Here is a 17068-nt window from a genome sequence, read left to right as displayed (position 1 = left end):
CGCAAGCAGCTATTAAAACAATAGCAATGCAGGTCATGCTGTTTGCTCCAGGAAGTTCTTCAGCATGGCGTGGCCGTGCTCGGTGAGGATGGATTCCGGATGGAACTGCACACCCTGGATCGGCAACTCTGTGTGGCGCACACCCATGATCTCGCCGTCGTCGGTTCGCGCCGTGACGGCCAGCACGTCGGGGCATGAAGACTTTTCGATGGCCAGAGAGTGGTAGCGGTTCACCACAAACTGCTCGGGGAGCCCGGCGAACACACCCTGCTGCGTCGTAGTGATGACGCTGGTCTTGCCGTGCATGAGCTGCTGGGCGCGCACGATCTTGCCGCCAAAAGCGGCGCCTATGGCCTGGTGGCCCAGGCAGACGCCCAGAATCGGGAGCTTGCCGGCGAAATACTGGATCGCCGCCACTGAAATACCGGCTTCGGCCGGCGAGCAAGGGCCGGGAGACACCACCAGCACGTCAGGAGCGCGCGCAGCGATTTCGGTCACCGTGATCTCGTCATTACGAAACACTTCGACCTCGGCACCCAGCTCGCCAAAATACTGGACGATGTTGTAGGTGAAGCTGTCGTAGTTGTCGATCATCAGGAGTTTGGTGCGCTTCATGGTCAGTCTCCCTGGCGCAGGCGTGTGAACTCGCCGCGCTCAAAATCAATGGATGCGGCAATCATGGCGCGGTAGGTCGCTTCCATGACGGCCTCGGGGGCACCGGCCGCACGGGCCTGTGCACGCACACGATCAACGATGAACTCGATGCGTGCGTTGTCGACAATCTGGCTGGCGCTTTGCTTGATGCGCGCCGCCTGCGCCACATAGGCGCTGCGCTCGGCGATCAGCGGCGCGATGCGGTCGTCCAGCGCATCGATGTGGCGGCGCACATCGGCCATGGTGTCGCAGTGCTCAATGGCGGGATGGGACAGCGTGCTCATTCCAGGCCCTCCTCCACCAGCTCGGACGCCCGCAGCAGCGCGCGCGCCTTGGCTTCGGTTTCCATCCATTCGAGTTCGGCCACGGAATCGGCCACCACACCAGCGGCCGCCTGCACATACAGCGTCTGGTCCTTGATGATGCCCGTGCGGATGGCAATGGCCACGTCCATGTCGCCGGCATAGCTAAGGTAGCCGCAGGCGCCGCCGTAGAGGCCCCGCTTGGTCGGCTCGAGCTGGTCGATCAGCTCCATGGCATGGACCTTGGGCGCGCCGGTGAGCGTGCCTGCCGGGAAGGTGGCCTTGAGCACGTCCATGCTCGACATGCCGTCAAGCAGCGTGCCTTCCACATTGCTGACGATGTGCATCACGTGGCTGTAGCGCTCGACCGCGAAGGCTTCGGTAACCTTCACCGTACCGGTTTTGGCGATGCGGCCAATATCGTTGCGCGCCAGGTCAATCAGCATCACGTGCTCGGCACGCTCTTTAGGGTCGTTCACCAGTTCGTGCTCCACGGCCTTGTCGGCCTCCGGCGAAGAGGCGCGGGGCCGCGTGCCCGCCAACGGCCGGATGGTAATTTTCTGCCCGTCGTCGATTTTTTCCTGGCGCACCAGAATTTCGGGAGACGCCCCCACAACATGGAAGTCTCCGAAGTGGTAGTAGTACATGTAAGGCGAGGGGTTCAGTGAACGCAGTGCGCGGTACAGGCTCAGCGGCGACTCGGTGTAGCGCTTCTTGATGCGCTGGCCGACCTGCACCTGCATGAAGTCGCCCGCCTCGATCAACCGCTTGGCGCGTTCCACGGCGTCGATGTAGTCTGCCTTGGCAAAATCGCGCTCGGCCGGATAACTCTGCGACGGTTTCACCACCGGTGCGCTGACGGAATACTTCAGCTGGTCCTTGAGCTCGCGCAGGCGCTTTTTGGCATTGGCATACGCCTCCGGCCGCGCCGGGTCGGCATAAACAATCAGGTAAAGCTTGCCCGACAGGTTGTCGATCACGGCGAGTTCTTCACACTGCAGCAACAGGATGTCGGGGCAGCCCAGCGTGTCCGGCGGACAGGAGGCTTCAAGTTTCTTTTCGACGTAACGCACGGTGTCGTAGCCGAAGTACCCCGCCAGGCCGCCGCAAAAGCGCGGCAGGCCGGGCCGCAGGGCGACCTTGAAACGCTTTTGGTAGTCGCTGATGAAGTCCAGCGGATTGGCTTTGGAGGTTTCCACAACCTTGCCGTCCGTCACCACTTCGGTCAGGGTATCTGGCCCAAAACCGGATGCCCGCACCAGCGTGCGCGCGGGAAGGCCGATAAAACTGTAGCGGCCGAACCGCTCGCCCCCCACCACCGACTCCAGCAGGAAGCTGAACTTGCCGCCGTCTCTGGAATGCGCAAGCTTGAGATAAAGGGAAAGAGGTGTTTCGAGGTCGGCAAACGCCTCGACCATCAAGGGAATGCGGTTGTAGCCCTGGCCGGCCAGGCTTTTAAATTCGAGTTCTGTGATCACGGATGAGTCCTTCGCAAGGAGGCAACGCGCTCAAAGGCGTAGCCACCTGTCATTCAAAATACCCCGAAGCATGGGGCCGGGATGCTCCGGCAGGGCCGGAGCGCATCAAGGGGGGGTGTCGCAAAAACCGCGGCAGATACACGGGCAAGTGGCAGTGTGCCAGCCCGCGTGCGCCTCAGGCGTGCGAGAAATGACAGGTACGCCAGGGCCAGGCTCCCCGGCCTGCACAACCTGTCTGAATGACGCGATGAATGAACATGAAGGACAAAGTGTAGCAAACGGCGGCCCATCGGAGCCTCAAGGCCAGCGCAGTTGGCAAAGTTACAACAACTGGTAGTAATGCTTATCTCGCAAACCCTCTTGTAAGGGAGGGTAGCCGCACCCAAAATGAACCCATAAAAAAGAACGCTCGTTCTATTTTCCTTATTATCTGGAGATAAATTCATGACTTTGACAACGCGATGCATGGCTGGCTTGGCCGGTTTGGTACTGTCGTTCAGCGCCCTGGCCGACCCGATGGAAGTTTCAGGCATCAAGCTCGATGACCCGGTCGAGGTGAGCGGCGCCAAGCTCCACCTGAACGGCGCAGGCGTTCGCTATAAAGCGGTTTTCAAGGTCTATGTCGGCGCGCTCTATCTCGGGAAAAAAGCAGTGACGCCTGAAGAGGTCTACGCGGCCCCGGGTCCCAAACGGATCAGCATCACGCTGCTGCGCGAAATTGATTCGAACGAGCTCGGCAAGAGCTTCACCAAGGCCTTTGAAGAAAACACGCCAAAAAACGAGATGTCCAAGCTGATTCCCGGGCTGATCAAGATGGGCCAGATATTCGCCAGCCAGAAAAAACTGGTGGCCGGAGACAACTTCACCATTGACTGGATTCCCGGCACCGGCACCATCATCACGGTCAAAGGCAAACCGCAAGGCGATCCATTCAAGGAAGCAGAGTTCTTCACCGCACTTCTGCGCATCTGGCTGGGCCCGCAACCGGCCGACTGGAAACTGAAAGACGCGATGCTCGGCAAACCCGCCTGAAGCGGCGCAGGCCACACTCTCTCAACGGGGCGCAAGCCCCGTTGTCATTTCTTAAACCGCAGCTCCGCCAGCGAGTCAATGAAGCCATCGGCGTCCACAGCGCGAACCGGCTCGCCATGGTTATATCCATACGTCACCAGCAACACCGGGCAGCCTGCGGCCCGGGCGGCCCGGGCATCGTTGCTGGAGTCGCCAATCATCAGCGTGCGGACGGGCGCAGTGCCAAGGCTCTCGCAAGTTTTCAGCAAGGGCAACGGGTCGGGCTTTTTCCGCTCGAATGAATCCCCGCCAAACATCTGCGCAAAAAAACCGGTGAGGCCTTTGAGCTTGAGCAACTCACGGGCAAACGCCAGGGGCTTGTTGGTCAGGCAGGCAAGCGGCAATCCCGCCTGCTGCAACACATGCAAGCCTTCCAGGACACCCGGATAAACCGCAGAGTGCCTGCCATTGATGCTGGTGTAATGTCGCTGGTAAGCGGCATAGGCCGTATCGTAATTCGCTATTAAATCGATAGCTGGCCGCGCAATGTTCATCTTGGCCTGGACATATTTCAGCGTGGTCTTGACGAGATGCTCCGAGCCTTTTCCAACCATACGCTCCACTGCTGCAGCATCAAGCCTGAACGCCGGCAGGTGGCCCGGCAGCATTTCGGCCAGCATCAGGTTGAGGGCAGCCACAAAGTCGCCAAGGGTATCGACCATGGTGCCGTCCAGGTCGATGATGGCAGCGTCAAAACGGTCGTTGTCAAAAATCATTAGAGTTCAATACAAGGCAGTAGCGCTCAAAACAGATAGCGGCCCGAACTGATGATACGGGTGGATCATTCCTGGCACAGGAATTCCCCCCAAGACCAGTCACCGCCAGTACCTCATCGGGTTGATCTTAAAGGCAGATAGCCTGTTGCCTTCTGCAGCCGTGACTCCTGGCCGATCCTGCCATATGGCGGCAATAGTGGGCCCCGCACAAGCATGCTGAACGGCATGCCGATGAACCAGAGAACTATCGGGAATAAAAAAGCGGCACACCACTTTCGCAGTGCGCCGCTTCGGCTGCTGAACTCAGTTCAGCCTGGATCCCTTGGGCAGCCGGGCGGCCAGCCACTCATGGACGTCGGCCCGTACATTGCGGCCGCGCAGCAAAAAGTCTTCCCACAGCGACGGAACGTAAGGCAGGTAGACCAGCGGCATTCCAGCCTGCTCGGGGGTCCGGGCGCCTTTGCGCGCATTGCACGAACGGCATGCGCTGACCAGGTTGGTCCAGCTGTAGGCTCCACCCTTGCTGTCGGGGATGATGTGCTCCGCCTCGAGATCTTTCTCGAGGAAGATCTGAGCGCAGTAGGCGCAGGTGCAGCGGTCCCGGCGCAACAGCTTGGGTTTCGATATGGCCGGCGTGACCTCAAACAGGTTGCGCCGCGGCGAACCGCGCAGGGCAATGATGGGCTGAATGACCATCTGCGATTGCCGGCCACGCGCTACATTCCACCCACCGCGAAGCGTGGCGAGGGGGCTGTCACCCTCCTCCCACGCCACAGTGCCGGTGGCATAGTGCAACGCCGCATCCTCAGCCGTGATCCAGGCCTGGGGCGTCCCCTGGATGTCGAGCTGCAGAACGTGATGCATCGTGGCCTCCTGTAAGGTGAAATGAATGAATTTGGTAGCTCTTGAGAGGATCGAACTCCCGACCATCGCCTTGTAAGGGCGCTGCTCTACCTGCTGAGCTAAAGAGCTGAAAAACGAAGCGCTGAATGACGAATGGTGCGGACAGAGAATTTCGAAATCTCGACCTACCGGTTAAAAGCCGGTTGCTCTGCCTCTGAGCTATGTCCGCATTGGAGTGGGGTGCAAGACCGGACTCGAACCGGTGACCCGCGGGGTCACATCCCGCTGCGCTGCCAACTGCGCCACTTGCACCGAAAACAAAGAAACTGGTAGCCGCAGCCGGCATCGAACCAGCGACCTGTGCCTTATCAAGGCACTGCTCTACCACTGAGCTATGCGGCTATGAAGAAAAATTTGGCTCCACGACCTGGGGTCGAACCAGGGACGACGCGATTAACAGTCGCGCGCTCTACCAGCTGAGCTATCGTGGACTAACGGGGAGAGGGAAACCCGGCGTGCTCACCACTCGCCGCATTCGCGGACGCGCTGATCGAGGTCGCGGTCATCCTGTGCCTGGCCTCGCTTCGGCAAGGCGTAACGATGCCGCGCACTGCCGGCGGCGGCGATGCTGCGCAGCAGGGCACGAACAATGCGGTTGCGTGGTGTGGTCGTCCGTTTGGCCATCCTCCTGGAGGCCGCTGTGTTTCTGGCTGTCATGGCAAATCTCCTTGAGGTTGGTTGAATGGGGAATGTGGCGCGCCTGGGCCGATTCGAACGGCCGACAAACTGGGGTAGAAGCCCGGCGTTCTGTCCTGGCTGAGCTACAGGCGCTGAAAGCAATGAGATGGAGGCGGTGGTCAGATTCGAACTGACGCGTGCTGACGCAGGCGGATTTGCAATCCGTTCCCTTCGACCACTGGTGTACACCGCCGAAATCGTTGGCGGGCGCGAGAAGAATCGAACTTCTAACCTTCGGCTTTGGAGGCCGCTGCTCTGCCTGGTTGAGCTACACACCCGTGAAAATCCGAAAAAAATGGTGCCCCAGGCCGGCGTCGAACCGGCATGCCCGAAAGCGCTGGCTTCTGAGGCCAGTGTGTCTTCCCATTCCACCACCGGGGCTGAAAACTGTTCTGGTGCTCAAGGGGAGATTCGAACTCCCAAAAGTCCTGGTTTTGAAGCAGGCGCGTCTTCCAATTCCGCCACGTGAGCATTGATCTGGTGTCCCTATCCGGGTTCTAACCGGCGCATGGGTTTTAAATAATGGCGGCCTGTACGGGAATCGAACCCGTGACCACATCCTCGACAGGGAAGTGCTCTACCAGCTGAGCTAACAGACCAAAAAAAAGAAGAAGAAAAACGAAATGAAGATGGTCCGTGTAGCAGGTCTCGAACCTGCGACCTCATGCTCCCAAAGCACGCGCGCTACCAACTGCGCCACACACGGATTGAATCGAACTGAACGAAAACTGAATGGCCTCGCGTGAAAGATTTGAACTTCCGACCCTCTGCTTCGTAGGCAGATGCTCTGATTCCGGACTGAGCTAACGCGAGAAAAAATCTATTTGGGTTATGGCTGGTGCACGCAGGCAAACTCGAACTGCCGGCCTCGACCTTCGGAGGATCGCGCTCTGAATCCAGCAGAGCTATGCGCGCAAATGACCTGGTGATGCGGGTGGTGGTTGCAGTTGGGACCGAGCCAACGACCGGCGGGTTATGAGCCCGCTGCTCTACCACTGAGCTATGTAACCCGAAAAAAAATGGCAGGCCGTGATGGATTCGAACCACCGAAATGTCGGGATCAAAACCCGATGCCTTGGACCAGCTTGGCGAACGGCCCATCAAACAGATGGCGGAAGAGATGGCGGAAGATAGGAGGTTCGATGCCATGAGCCCACTTTCATGGGCACTCGCTTGGCAAGCGAGTGCCTTGAACCTCTCGGCCAATCTTTCAAGAAATTTCCGGTTACGAGTTCCGGTGCCCCCCAATCTTTGAGGCCGGTTTCCGCACTACGCTCTTGGGAGCACTGCGCTTCTTTACTGAACAGCTGGCAACCAACTACCTGGCTGCCAGCGCTGAAATTGGCGTCACGTAGGGGATTCGAACCCCTGTCTACAAGAATGAAAACCTTGTGTCCTGAGCCAGCTAGACGAACGTGACAAATACCCTGGCGCCCACGGTCGCGATTTGAACGGCCGACCTGCCACTTACAAGGCGGCTGCCTTACCGCTCCGTCGGCTGAGCTACGCGGGCAAAAAAACTGAGTCCATTTCGGCTGTACCTGCATGTGAGCGGACGGCGTGAAGCCGAACCGGGGTCTCCCACTGCACTGCATTTCCGGGGCCATGAACCCCGGCTGCCAGCACACACGCCACCAGACCGTCTCCTCGGTCTCGCGCAGGTGACGTGAAACAGGCACACCCGAAATGGAGCGGACAGACGGCTTCGAACCGACGACATTGAGCTTGGAAGGCTCACGCTCTACCTACTGAGCTATGTCCGCAATTTTTGCGGGACTGGCTGCCATCCAGTGTTTGGCTGCCGTTCCGCTGCAAATTTTTAAAGACTTCCACGCTTGAAGCGCATCGACGGCACGATCACCGTCAGGGAAAAACAAAAAGGCCCGGTTCCTTGCGGATACCGGGCCTCTGGGTGTCAGAGATTTAGAAGGTACGCTCAGGCGTCTCCTTCTCCCGGTTGTGTGGAATCCTCGTGGTTCTGCTTGGGCATGGCGGTCCGCAAAATGGACGGCGCAAATGAACCCAGCCCACGGCATTGGCCCAGATGAACGTCAAGGCAACGCACGGCAACACCGCCCCAAACGGGGGTGTTGTTTCTTGCAGTGGCGGCTATCGGTTTCATGATGAGTGCGTGGAAAGAGTTGATGTCAAAGTAGCGATGAAAGGTAATGTAAAATCTTTTTACATCATCGTCAACGGGTCGATGCAAAATAATCGGGATTGTTGCAATTACGTCACATGGACTCAGCGAACGTCAATAGAAACCGGCGCAACAATCTGCTGATCATCATTCGGGAGTTCAGCGAGAAGGAGTTGGCCGCCGGCGAATCCCCTGTCGGCATGCTGGGCCGCATCGCCGCGCAGCTCGGCCTCAGCGCTGGCGGACTGAGCCAGTTCAAGGGAGACGCAAAGGGCACCGCACGGAACATCGGCGATGCAGCCGCCGCGCAGATCGAGAGCAAGTCCGGAAAGCCAAAAGGCTGGATGGATACGGATCACGGCGGAGACGTAATCAATCCTGCAGAAAACGCTTTTATCGAACTCGCCCGCATTGCCTGGCGGACGACGGATGCCAAGGGCCGGCGCCTGCTGATGCAGCTTGCGAAGCAGGGCTTTGGGGGACAGACTGGAGATGATCTATCCCACATGGCCAAGCCCGGGGACAAATGACGAATTTCTGCTGGACCCGATACTGAAGGTAAGGACTGCAACAACGCCGGCGGAACCTCATCTCCGCAAAATCCGCATTAACCGCTCAAAGCCACGATTCGCAGATACTTATTTCTTCACTCCATGTCACGGTCGAGAGGGAACAGCGCCGGTGCCATCAAAGAACGCCCCCGCGTTTCCCGTTGGAACGGCTCTTGATGGCGCGCTTGATGCATTTCAGCAAGCGCTGCTCATCCAGCGGCTTTTCAAGCCACTCCGAGACGCCGAGCGACTGGTTTTCTGCATGCTGCCGGGCCTCTGCGGCGATGACCGACAAGACCAGCACCGGCAGCGTGGCGGTGCGCTTGTTGGCGCGCAGCTCACGAACAACGGTGAGGCCGTTTTCGTAAGGCAGCTTGATGTCCACCGTCATGGCAGCATACGTCTCCATCTTGAGATAGTCACGTGCCTGGTCTGCGGTATGCGCCATGTCCGCGTCGTACCCGCCTTTGTCCATGATCATGCCGATAAGCTTGGCGACATCCGGGTCGTCTTCGCATACCAGCACGCGGGGACGCGCATACAGCCCCACCGGCGCGGTGACAGGAGGGGCTTCGCGCCATTCGGGCAAATCAAAGTAAAACGTCGTTCCCGCATTGCTCTCGGTCGTGAAGCCGATGTTGCCCTCCATGCGCTCAAGAATGACTTTGGAAATGCTCAGGCCAAGCCCCGTCCCGCCTTTCTGGCGGGTGTCGGACGAGTCGGCCTGCGAGAACTTCTGGAAGATGCGCGGCCGGAATTCGTCCGGAATCCCGGGGCCCTTGTCGGAAATTTCAACCCGGGCCCGACGGCCACGCTTGCGCACAGTCACGTCGACCGTCCCCTCCGGAGGAGAAAACTTGATGGCATTGGACAACAGGTTGGTCACCACCTGGATCAACCGGTCGCTGTCAACACAGACCTGCAGGGAATTTTCGGCTTTATGCAGGACCAGCTTGACGCCATGCTGGGCGGCAAAGCCCTCGTTGTCGGCCAGGGCCCGCTCCAGCAATGGCTCAAGCTCCTGCGCCTGCAGCTCGAAACGCATCTTCCCCGATTCGATTTTCTCGCTGTCGAGAATGTCGTTGATCAGCCGGATCAGTCGCTCGCAATTGCTTTGGGCAATGCCTACGAGGTTTTTTGCTTTTTCCGGAATTTCGCCGGCCACGCCACCCCATACCAGTCCCAATGACCCGCGTATTGACGTCAGCGGCGTGCGCAGCTCATGGCTGACAGTTGACACAAATTCGGTTTTCATGCGGTCGATACGCTTGAGCTCGGTGACGTCCGTCCCCAGCGATGAAAACCCGATGACCATGTCCTGCTCGTCGCCTTCACCATATCTGGGAAAGTAGTTCATGACGTACTCGCGGCGGTCGCCGCCGGCTGTCACATATTCGAACTCATGACGCACCGAGTAGCCGGAAAGTGCTTCGCGTACATGTACCCTGACCTGGTCATACAGCTCGGCGCCAAGCACTTCCTGCATCGGCCGGTTCTCGATTTGTTCGGCCTTCAAGCCAAACGCTTCTTCGTAGGCGCGGTTGTGGAACTGAAAGCGTTGCTCCCCGTCGATATAGGCAATCAGGGCCGGGACAGTATCGGTCAGCTGGCGTAATTGCTCTTCGCTGTTGCGAAGGGCCTCGGTGATGCGCACGCTCTCGGAGATGTCGTGAATGATGGCCGTGAAAAGCCGCTTTCCGCTCACATTGACATCGCCAAAGGACACGTTGACGGGGAATTCAGTCCCGTCGTGGCGCTGGCCCAGGATCTTGACGTCCCACTCCCGGAAGCCGCGCTGGCGGCCGCCCAGCCCGGAGAAAAAGGCACTGAACCCCATACGGTACCGGGTTGGCAACAGCATGGTGACCTCCTGGCCAACCAGGTCCTCGAGCCGGTAACCAAAAAGATGACGTGCTGCGCTGTTCGCGTGGACGATCAGGCCTTCCCCCGTTGCCGTGACCAGCCCTTCGGCCATACTCTCGGTCACGGCCCGGCTCATGGCCTCACTGTCCAAAAGCTGCGCTTCAGCACGGCGGCGCTTTTCCTGCGTCCGGAGAATCCTCTGGATCGCCCAGCCAAATATGCTGAGCGACAGCAGTCCGCCCATAAGGATCAGTTGCTTGACGGTTTGAGCTGTCTGGCGAGTTTCGGCCTTGGTGCGTTCAAGGGCTGATTCTTCGCCCCCTTTGATACGGCCAACCAAGATCTCGATTTCATCATGGAGCTGGCGGTTCAGAGGGCCACCCACGATAGCTATAGCGGCTTCCAGACCGGATTGCTGGCGCGCCGTGACGGTCTGTTCCATCACGCCGACCGTTCGCGTAATCGCATTTTTCAGTGCAAGCCAATCTGCAGCGGAGGTGACAACATCTTGGCTGGTCCGCATGCTTTCGAGCGCCTGCTGGATCTGCGCGAGGGACTGCCGGTAGTCAGCCAGATCGCTGGAGGCATTGGTCAGCAAATAACGCCGCTGCAAGGATTCCGTCGCCTTGAATCCAGACACCACGCGCTGGAGAACGAGCGCCTTTTCCCGCGCTTCACTTTCACTCTGCGCATCGCTGATCAGAGAATTGATGGTGACATAGGATGCCGCGATACTCAAGGCGATCAGCACCATTCCGGCACACAAGGCCACGTTGATGCTTGAGCGAAAGGGCATTTTCATGGCGCGTGGAGCTTCTTCAGGCCTGTTCGCCGCAAAGGCGTGCTATTGGGTGCCCAGCACGGTGCGGACGGCCTGAATCAGTGATTCCGTCTCTACAGGCTTGGTGACATACCCGTCGGCGCCGCCCGCCAGGCCCTTGAGCACGGACTCGCGCGTTGCCTTGGCGGTCAGCATGATGACCGGAACGTCCTTGAGCACGGGGTGGGAGCGAATCCGCAGCAGGATGTCAAAGCCGTCCGCATCCGGAAGCATCACGTCCAGAAGCACCAGATCGGGAATCGGCTGCTTGCGAAATTCCGCCACGATCTCGGCACGGGAACCGGCCGTGCGAACGTCGAACCCCTCGAACGTCAGATAACTTTGCAGGAATTTGGCGAGGTGCTCCTCGTCATCCACGATAACGACTGACAGGCGTTCGCCAGGTGCATGGGCGCGGGGTGCTCCGCGTTTGCGCGCAATACGCACATAATAATTGGACTTCTTGAGCGTGGCCGCACAGGCGTCGGCTTCCGCGTCCGCCGCAGTCAGGGCCAACGGGCTGAGGTGGAGTTGCAGCGAGGCCGCAAACGGATCGGGCTGAACCATTTCCACGAGCCCCTTGGCATAGAGCAGATCGAGCGTGCCGTCTACTGTGGCACTGCCTGCTTCACCCATGCTCTGCCGGATCTGCGCGACCGTCAGGATGCCATCAAGGCGCACCAGTAATTCAATCTCAGGCTGCGAAATCGAAGTGGCGGCACTGCGCAGTTCCTGTTGACCTTTGGGTGTAACCGCATAAACGTTGTTTGGATGCACTGTGGATGTCCTTTCGCGGGTAACAGTCGTGGCATGCGCCTGAATGCATTCTGATTCTAGTGGCTTGCGATGTAAGGAAACGATACACCTGCAGGCCCGGCCCCTCATGGGCCGCTTCGCTAGGGGCTTGCGGTGGCCGGGTCTGCAGGTGGTAACCCTGACTGCAGCGCAGCAATCAGCTCGCCCAGGGATGACTCCAGTTTCCCCAGTAAATCGTCCAGACTTTGGCGCGGCAGGCCCTCATTGATGGCCTGCTCAAGCGCGGCCGCATCCGCCGGCACGCGAATGGCGCCGATCTGGGCCGAAACGCCGCGCAGGGAATGGCTCAGCAGTTCGGCGTTCTTCAGGTCGCCCGCATCCAGCGCTTCGCGGATATGCCGGGGAGTATCCCGGCGGCCGTCGAGATAGCGGCGCAGCATCGACAGGTAAAACCCCTTCATGCCCATTGCACGGGTCAGGCCGATGCTGAGATCCAGTCCGGCAATGCTCTCAGGCAAGGTGGCGTCTGCGGCACCCGCCATGGGAATTCCCGTGCCCGGCGTTTTGACGGTATCCCGCGGCGGCGGCTGCAACGTTGGCGGAGCCGCTGTCGCAACAGCCTGCGGCAGGCGCGCCGGTTTCAGCACCGCATAAACCGGAATGGGCTCCGCAAATCCCTTGGCCGTAACGGCAGGCCGCGCTTCGGCCTGGATTTCCGCCTGGACCAGTGCATGGGTTTCGCGGGAGATCAGCATCTGGCCGGGCTCTGCGGCCTGCTCAAGCCGCGCGGCAAGGTTCACCTCCCGGCCAATGATGGTGTAGTCCATGCGCAGCTTGCTGCCGAAATTTCCGACATCGCAAAACCCGGAATGGATGCCGATGCGTATTTCAAACGCCTTGTCGATGCCCATCGCCTTCCACCGTACCTGGAGCTCGTCAAGCCGCACCAGCATGGCCACAGCCATCCGGACGCACTGCACGGCATCCTGCTGCCGGCCGAGGGTGTGCGGGTCCCCGAAAAAAATCACGATGGCATCGCCGATGAATTTGTCCAGCGTGGCTCCATAGTCGGCCGCGATTTGCGACATCTCTTCGAAATAGCTGTTCAGCAGGAACGTGACTTCTTCGGGCTGCCACTTACCGGTCGATTCGGTGAAGTTCTTGATGTCCGAAAAAAACACCGTGAGCCATTTGCGCTGCGTCTCGATTTCGGCCTGGCGTGACCCGTCAAACAGGGACTGGTAGACCTGCGGTGCCAGGTAACGCGACAGTTGTTCTGACAGGGTCTTCAGGCGCTTGGCATTGGCGCTGCGTTCAAGATGCATCCTGACGCGCGCCAACAGGATGGGCGGGCTGACGGGTTTGGTGATGTAGTCGGTGGCCCCCAGATCCAGCCCATATTGCTCCTCCTCCACGCTGGCAAGCGCCGTCAGGAAGATCACCGGGATATCAGCCGTGCGCGGATCGCCTGCCAGTTGCCGCATCACCTCGTAGCCGTCCATGCCGGGCATCATCACATCCAGCAGGATGATCTCGGGGCGCACACCTGAAGTTGCCGCCTGCAGCCCGGCCTCACCTGACGCTGCGGCAATCACTTCGTACTTGTCCTGCAGCAGCGTCGCGAGGAAATAGCGTATGTCCTCGGTATCGTCCACCACCAGGATGCGCGCCCTCCGCACGGAGGGCGTGTCGCTAACCGGCGGCTTCACAGGTTCAGTCATGATGCGGCTCTTCCATGAATGCCGGGCCAGTCGCGGCCCTACCGGTTTTCGGGCAGGGAGATAGGGGTCTGCATCGCTGCAGTTTGCCTTATTTCACCAGCTCTACCCGCATGGCGTCAATCACCGCCCTGTAGTCGGGTTTCCCGAAAATCGCACTGCCGGCGACAAAGGTATCGGCACCGGCCGATGCCACGCGCGCGATATTGTCGGTCTTGATGCCCCCATCGACTTCCAGGCGAATGTCTTTTCCCGACGTGTCAATGCGTTTTCTCGCATCTTCTATTTTGCGCAACGCGGAGTCAATAAAGCTTTGTCCGCCAAAGCCCGGATTGACGCTCATGATCAGGATGAGATCAATATCCTCAATCACCCAGTCCAGCACATCCAGCGGAGAAGCCGGGTTGAACACCAGCCCTGCTTTGCAGCCTTTTGCCTTGATGGCCTGCACGCTGCGGTGCACATGGCCCGACGCGTCGGGGTGAAAACTGATGAAGTCGGCACCCGCATCGGCAAAGGCCGCAGCCAGTGCATCGACGGGCTGCACCATCAGGTGGACATCCACCGGCACGGCAGTGCCGTCAGCTTTTTTTGCATGGGGCTTGAGCGCCTGGCAAATCATCGGCCCAAAGGTCAGGTTGGGCACATAGTGGTTGTCCATGACGTCGAAGTGGATCCAGTCGGCTCCTGCAGCAATCACGGCTTTGACCTCGTCACCCAGCCGGGCAAAGTCGGCGGACAAAATAGAGGGGGCGATCCGGTAAGTGGGTGGCGTGTTTTTAGGCATGGCCGGATTGTCGCAGCAAGCCCCCTCCGCGTCATGCCCGCACGCATGACAGCCTCCCGGGCAGGCGGTTAACATGGATGCCAACCGTTTACCTGCCATGCCCAAATACCAGTTCTCCTGCGAAGTCGTTCCGCAATACCAGCCTGACCAGTCGGCCCCGGAAGACCACATCTACGGTTTTTCCTATACCGTGACGGTAACCAACACCGGCGATGTGACCGCCCAGCTGATTTCCCGCCACTGGATCATCAGCGACGCCAACGGCCACAACGAGGAAGTCAAGGGGCTTGGTGTTGTGGGTCACCAGCCGCTGCTCAAGCCGGGCGAGTCCTTCCAGTACACCAGCGGATCGCGCCTGCGCACTCCCACCGGCACCATGCACGGCAGCTATTTTTGTGTGGCTGAAGATGGCGAACGTTTTGATGTACCCATTGCCATGTTCGTTCTGGAAGCACACGACGGCAGCGCCCCGCACGGCCGGGTGCTGCACTGAACGGATGGGTTTGACCGGCTGATGAAGGATCTTGCTTCCCTCCTGAAGGCGCTCGACCCCGACGCCGACCTGGCCCAGCGCCATGTCTGGCTGATCAAGCTTTTCGAGTGGATTCGCGGCGACCAGACTTCCGTGCCTGCGGCCGTGTCACGGGTACAGGCGTTGATGGATGCGGTGGAGATGCAGCCCGAAGTGCGCACACGGCTGCAAGCCTGGTGGCAAACGCTGATGCAGACCGTTGACATCACCACCTTGCTGGCCGACTTCGGCTTTGCTCCGCGCACGGCGTTTGTCAGCGAGCTGGCCGAACGCCTGCGTCGCAAGCTGCTGCCCGGAACGCCCGAAACCACCGATGCTTCGGAGCTTTTCCCACTGGTCGCCCCCACACGTTTTGATGCCCAGTGGATGGGCGCACTGGAAGACGCCCAGATCAGCCGCCTCACGCAGCTGTTATCGGCCAGCCCAAAGCTCGATGCACTGCACTGGCAATACAGCCTGATGGACGCCTTGACGTATTGCACTGCGCAGATTCGCGCCACCGGTTTTGCGCCGGAGCTGCGCCTGCGCATGAACCGCGCCACGCCACACGCCCGGGCCTTCCATGCCTTGCCCGCTGATATTGACGAGCTGCGCAACGCGTTCTTCAAGCCTGACCGGAACGAAGCCCAGCTGCAATCCGCCATCGCACAGTACCGTGAGCGACTGGACGCCTGCCGCCAGGCCGTCAACAGCATTTATGTGCACCTCGAAGACCACGGTATCTCCGTCGGCATGGTGTTTCGCCTGCGCCAGTTGCGCGAACGCATCCTGCGCGTGCGCGAACTGCTGGACGCCCTGCTTTCGGCCAAACCCGGCATGGCTGCGCTGAAACTGCTGACGCGCCGCGTCATCACGGCGCAGGAGAGTAAAAGCATAGGCGCGCTGATCAGCGCCAACTCCACGCTGCTGTCGGCCAAGATGGCTGAGCGCAGCGCGGAGACCGGGGAAACCTACATCACCCGTACCCGCGAGGAGTACCGTGAAATGCTGGGCAAGGCCATGGGCGGCGGAGCGATCACCGCTTTCACCACGCTCCTGAAATTCATGGTCGTCGCCGTTGGTCTTTCTGCCTTCTGGGGGGGCTTCTGGTCCAGCGTCGTCTATGCCGGCAGCTTTGTTGTCATCCAGCTTCTGCATTTCACATTGGCCACCAAGCAGCCTGCCATGACCGCACCGGCGATGGCGGCCAAGCTCAAGGACATCGGTTCGGTCGATACGACCAGCCCCATTGAAGCGTTTGTCGACGAGGTGACGCACCTGGTGCGTTCGCAAGTTGCGGCGGTGTGCGGCAATGTATTCATGGTCGTGCCGGCCGTGCTGCTCGTCAACACGCTGATCCAGGTCGTTCTGGGCCGGCCCATGATCAGCGTGGCCGACGCGCATCATGTGCTGGAAACCCTCACCGTGATGGGCCCCGCCCTGCTGTGGGCCGGGTTCACCGGCGGCATCCTGTTCGCAGCCAGCATGATCGGGGGCTGGACCGAGAACTGGTTTGTACTGCATCATCTTGATTCGGCGATGCGCCACAACCCGCGCATCACTTCCGTGCTGGGCGGCGAGCGCGCTGCGCGCTGGTCCGGCTTCATGCGCGACAACATTTCGGGTTTCGCGTCCAACATCGCACTGGGTTTCATGCTCGGCCTCATACCGGCCTTCACCGGTTTCTTCGGGGTTGAACTCCAGGCCCGCCACGTCACCCTGTCAACCGGACAACTGGCAGCGGCCGGCGCCTCTCTCGGGCTCGAAGCATTCCGACACTGGCAAATCTGGTCCTGCATTCTTGCCATTCCCCTGATAGGCGCGCTCAACCTCGGCGTGAGTTTTTACCTGGCGTTTCGCCTGGCACTGCAAGCCCACAACGTGAGCAACCTCGACCGCGCCCGCATACGCATCGCCATCTGGGCACGCCTGCGCAGCCATCCGCGCAGCTTCTTTATGCCCTAGAAACTGGCTCCCCCCTGTCCAGGCTCACTGCGTGTAGCCTGTTCTCCCCTCAAGGGGACGGCGCCTGGGGCCGGCGAAGCCGGACCCTCGGCCCCCACTGGTGAAATGCCTCCATCACTGATCGCACTCACAGAATCTTCAAGCAAGCAGGGGCC

The 17068-nt window shown here is 59.9% G+C and carries 14 protein-coding genes and 20 tRNA genes; 4 read left to right on the top strand and 30 right to left on the bottom strand.

Going from position 1 to position 17068, the window contains the following annotated elements:
- Window positions 1-33: 33 nt before the first annotated feature.
- From AC1DYR_RS20695 to trpE, 3 genes are read right to left on the bottom strand one after another with little or no spacing between them, the layout of a single operon-like run.
- Window positions 34-615, bottom strand: coding sequence for an aminodeoxychorismate/anthranilate synthase component II (locus tag AC1DYR_RS20695; RefSeq protein ID WP_477706743.1), 582 nt, complete (start codon window positions 613-615; stop codon window positions 34-36).
- A gap of 2 nt (window positions 616-617) precedes the next feature.
- On the bottom strand, window positions 618-938 hold the full coding sequence (locus tag AC1DYR_RS20690; protein WP_477647117.1) for a chorismate mutase: 321 nt from the start codon (window positions 936-938) through the stop codon (window positions 618-620).
- Window positions 935-2434, bottom strand: coding sequence for an anthranilate synthase component I (trpE, locus tag AC1DYR_RS20685; protein ID WP_477706742.1), 1500 nt, complete (start codon window positions 2432-2434; stop codon window positions 935-937). Before trpE ends, AC1DYR_RS20690 begins: the two co-directional genes overlap by 4 nt.
- A 444-nt stretch (window positions 2435-2878) precedes the next feature.
- Between trpE and AC1DYR_RS20680 the strand changes: the two genes are divergently transcribed.
- Window positions 2879-3466, top strand: a complete 588-nt coding sequence (locus tag AC1DYR_RS20680) for a chalcone isomerase family protein (protein WP_477706741.1) — start codon at window positions 2879-2881, stop codon at window positions 3464-3466.
- A gap of 44 nt (window positions 3467-3510) precedes the next feature.
- Here the strand turns inward: AC1DYR_RS20680 and gph are convergent, their stop codons facing one another.
- The 23 genes from gph to AC1DYR_RS20565 form a co-directional block, all read right to left on the bottom strand.
- On the bottom strand, window positions 3511-4221 hold the full coding sequence (gph, locus tag AC1DYR_RS20675; protein ID WP_477706740.1) for a phosphoglycolate phosphatase: 711 nt from the start codon (window positions 4219-4221) through the stop codon (window positions 3511-3513).
- A 303-nt stretch (window positions 4222-4524) separates the two neighbouring features.
- The gene (locus tag AC1DYR_RS20670) at window positions 4525-5085 is read right to left on the bottom strand and encodes an HNH endonuclease (protein WP_477706739.1); all 561 of its coding nucleotides are present in this window, start codon (window positions 5083-5085) and stop codon (window positions 4525-4527) included.
- A 32-nt stretch (window positions 5086-5117) separates the two neighbouring features.
- A tRNA-Val gene (locus AC1DYR_RS20665) sits at window positions 5118-5193 on the bottom strand.
- Between the two features lie 25 nt (window positions 5194-5218).
- Window positions 5219-5293 (bottom strand) — tRNA-Lys (locus tag AC1DYR_RS20660).
- 7 nt (window positions 5294-5300) lie between these two features.
- A tRNA-His gene (locus AC1DYR_RS20655) sits at window positions 5301-5376 on the bottom strand.
- A 15-nt stretch (window positions 5377-5391) separates the two neighbouring features.
- Window positions 5392-5466: transfer RNA gene (locus tag AC1DYR_RS20650), tRNA-Ile, on the bottom strand.
- A 13-nt stretch (window positions 5467-5479) separates the two neighbouring features.
- A tRNA-Asn gene (locus tag AC1DYR_RS20645) sits at window positions 5480-5555 on the bottom strand.
- 28 nt (window positions 5556-5583) lie between these two features.
- Window positions 5584-5781 (bottom strand): hypothetical protein, encoded by a 198-nt coding sequence (locus AC1DYR_RS20640; protein WP_477706738.1) that lies wholly within the window; start codon window positions 5779-5781, stop codon window positions 5584-5586.
- Window positions 5782-5816: 35 nt separating this feature from the next.
- Window positions 5817-5895, bottom strand: a tRNA-Arg gene (locus AC1DYR_RS20635).
- 14 nt (window positions 5896-5909) lie between these two features.
- Window positions 5910-5995, bottom strand: a tRNA-Cys gene (locus AC1DYR_RS20630).
- Window positions 5996-6003: 8 nt separating this feature from the next.
- Window positions 6004-6080: transfer RNA gene (locus tag AC1DYR_RS20625), tRNA-Trp, on the bottom strand.
- 18 nt (window positions 6081-6098) lie between these two features.
- Window positions 6099-6183: transfer RNA gene (locus AC1DYR_RS20620), tRNA-Leu, on the bottom strand.
- Between the two features lie 12 nt (window positions 6184-6195).
- A tRNA-Leu gene (locus AC1DYR_RS20615) sits at window positions 6196-6273 on the bottom strand.
- Between the two features lie 52 nt (window positions 6274-6325).
- Window positions 6326-6401, bottom strand: a tRNA-Asp gene (locus AC1DYR_RS20610).
- Between the two features lie 31 nt (window positions 6402-6432).
- Window positions 6433-6508: transfer RNA gene (locus AC1DYR_RS20605), tRNA-Pro, on the bottom strand.
- 27 nt (window positions 6509-6535) lie between these two features.
- Window positions 6536-6615, bottom strand: a tRNA-Arg gene (locus AC1DYR_RS20600).
- 23 nt (window positions 6616-6638) lie between these two features.
- Window positions 6639-6717: transfer RNA gene (locus tag AC1DYR_RS20595), tRNA-Arg, on the bottom strand.
- Between the two features lie 20 nt (window positions 6718-6737).
- Window positions 6738-6812: transfer RNA gene (locus AC1DYR_RS20590), tRNA-Met, on the bottom strand.
- A gap of 10 nt (window positions 6813-6822) precedes the next feature.
- Window positions 6823-6901: transfer RNA gene (locus AC1DYR_RS20585), tRNA-Gln, on the bottom strand.
- A gap of 22 nt (window positions 6902-6923) precedes the next feature.
- Window positions 6924-7014: transfer RNA gene (locus AC1DYR_RS20580), tRNA-Gly, on the bottom strand.
- Between the two features lie 130 nt (window positions 7015-7144).
- Window positions 7145-7222 (bottom strand) — tRNA-Glu (locus tag AC1DYR_RS20575).
- An 8-nt stretch (window positions 7223-7230) separates the two neighbouring features.
- Window positions 7231-7315 (bottom strand) — tRNA-Thr (locus tag AC1DYR_RS20570).
- Between the two features lie 174 nt (window positions 7316-7489).
- Window positions 7490-7565, bottom strand: a tRNA-Gly gene (locus AC1DYR_RS20565).
- 460 nt (window positions 7566-8025) lie between these two features.
- Between AC1DYR_RS20565 and AC1DYR_RS20560 the strand changes: the two genes are divergently transcribed.
- On the top strand, window positions 8026-8472 hold the full coding sequence (locus AC1DYR_RS20560; protein WP_477706737.1) for a hypothetical protein: 447 nt from the start codon (window positions 8026-8028) through the stop codon (window positions 8470-8472).
- Window positions 8473-8629: 157 nt separating this feature from the next.
- On the opposite strand, the gene AC1DYR_RS20555 is transcribed toward AC1DYR_RS20560, so the two are convergent.
- The 4 genes from AC1DYR_RS20555 to rpe form a co-directional block, all read right to left on the bottom strand.
- The gene (locus AC1DYR_RS20555; RefSeq protein ID WP_477706736.1) at window positions 8630-11158 is read right to left on the bottom strand and encodes a PAS domain S-box protein; all 2529 of its coding nucleotides are present in this window, start codon (window positions 11156-11158) and stop codon (window positions 8630-8632) included.
- A 42-nt stretch (window positions 11159-11200) separates the two neighbouring features.
- On the bottom strand, window positions 11201-11953 hold the full coding sequence (locus AC1DYR_RS20550) for a response regulator transcription factor (protein WP_477706735.1): 753 nt from the start codon (window positions 11951-11953) through the stop codon (window positions 11201-11203).
- Between the two features lie 119 nt (window positions 11954-12072).
- Window positions 12073-13653, bottom strand: a complete 1581-nt coding sequence (locus AC1DYR_RS20545) for an adenylate/guanylate cyclase domain-containing protein (protein ID WP_477706734.1) — start codon at window positions 13651-13653, stop codon at window positions 12073-12075.
- 88 nt (window positions 13654-13741) lie between these two features.
- Window positions 13742-14437, bottom strand: a complete 696-nt coding sequence (gene rpe, locus AC1DYR_RS20540) for a ribulose-phosphate 3-epimerase (RefSeq protein WP_477706733.1) — start codon at window positions 14435-14437, stop codon at window positions 13742-13744.
- Window positions 14438-14534: 97 nt separating this feature from the next.
- Between rpe and apaG the strand changes: the two genes are divergently transcribed.
- The gene (gene apaG / locus AC1DYR_RS20535; RefSeq protein WP_477706759.1) at window positions 14535-14930 is read left to right on the top strand and encodes a Co2+/Mg2+ efflux protein ApaG; all 396 of its coding nucleotides are present in this window, start codon (window positions 14535-14537) and stop codon (window positions 14928-14930) included.
- 21 nt (window positions 14931-14951) lie between these two features.
- Window positions 14952-16913: a site-specific recombinase gene (locus tag AC1DYR_RS20530; protein ID WP_477706732.1), complete on the top strand. Its 1962-nt coding sequence runs from the start codon at window positions 14952-14954 to the stop codon at window positions 16911-16913.
- Window positions 16914-17068 lie beyond the last annotated feature (155 nt).

The organism is Polaromonas sp. P1_F9, from assembly GCF_056405615.1.
Note: the sequence above shows the minus strand (reverse complement) of the source record. Positions and strands in the feature narration are given on the sequence as shown.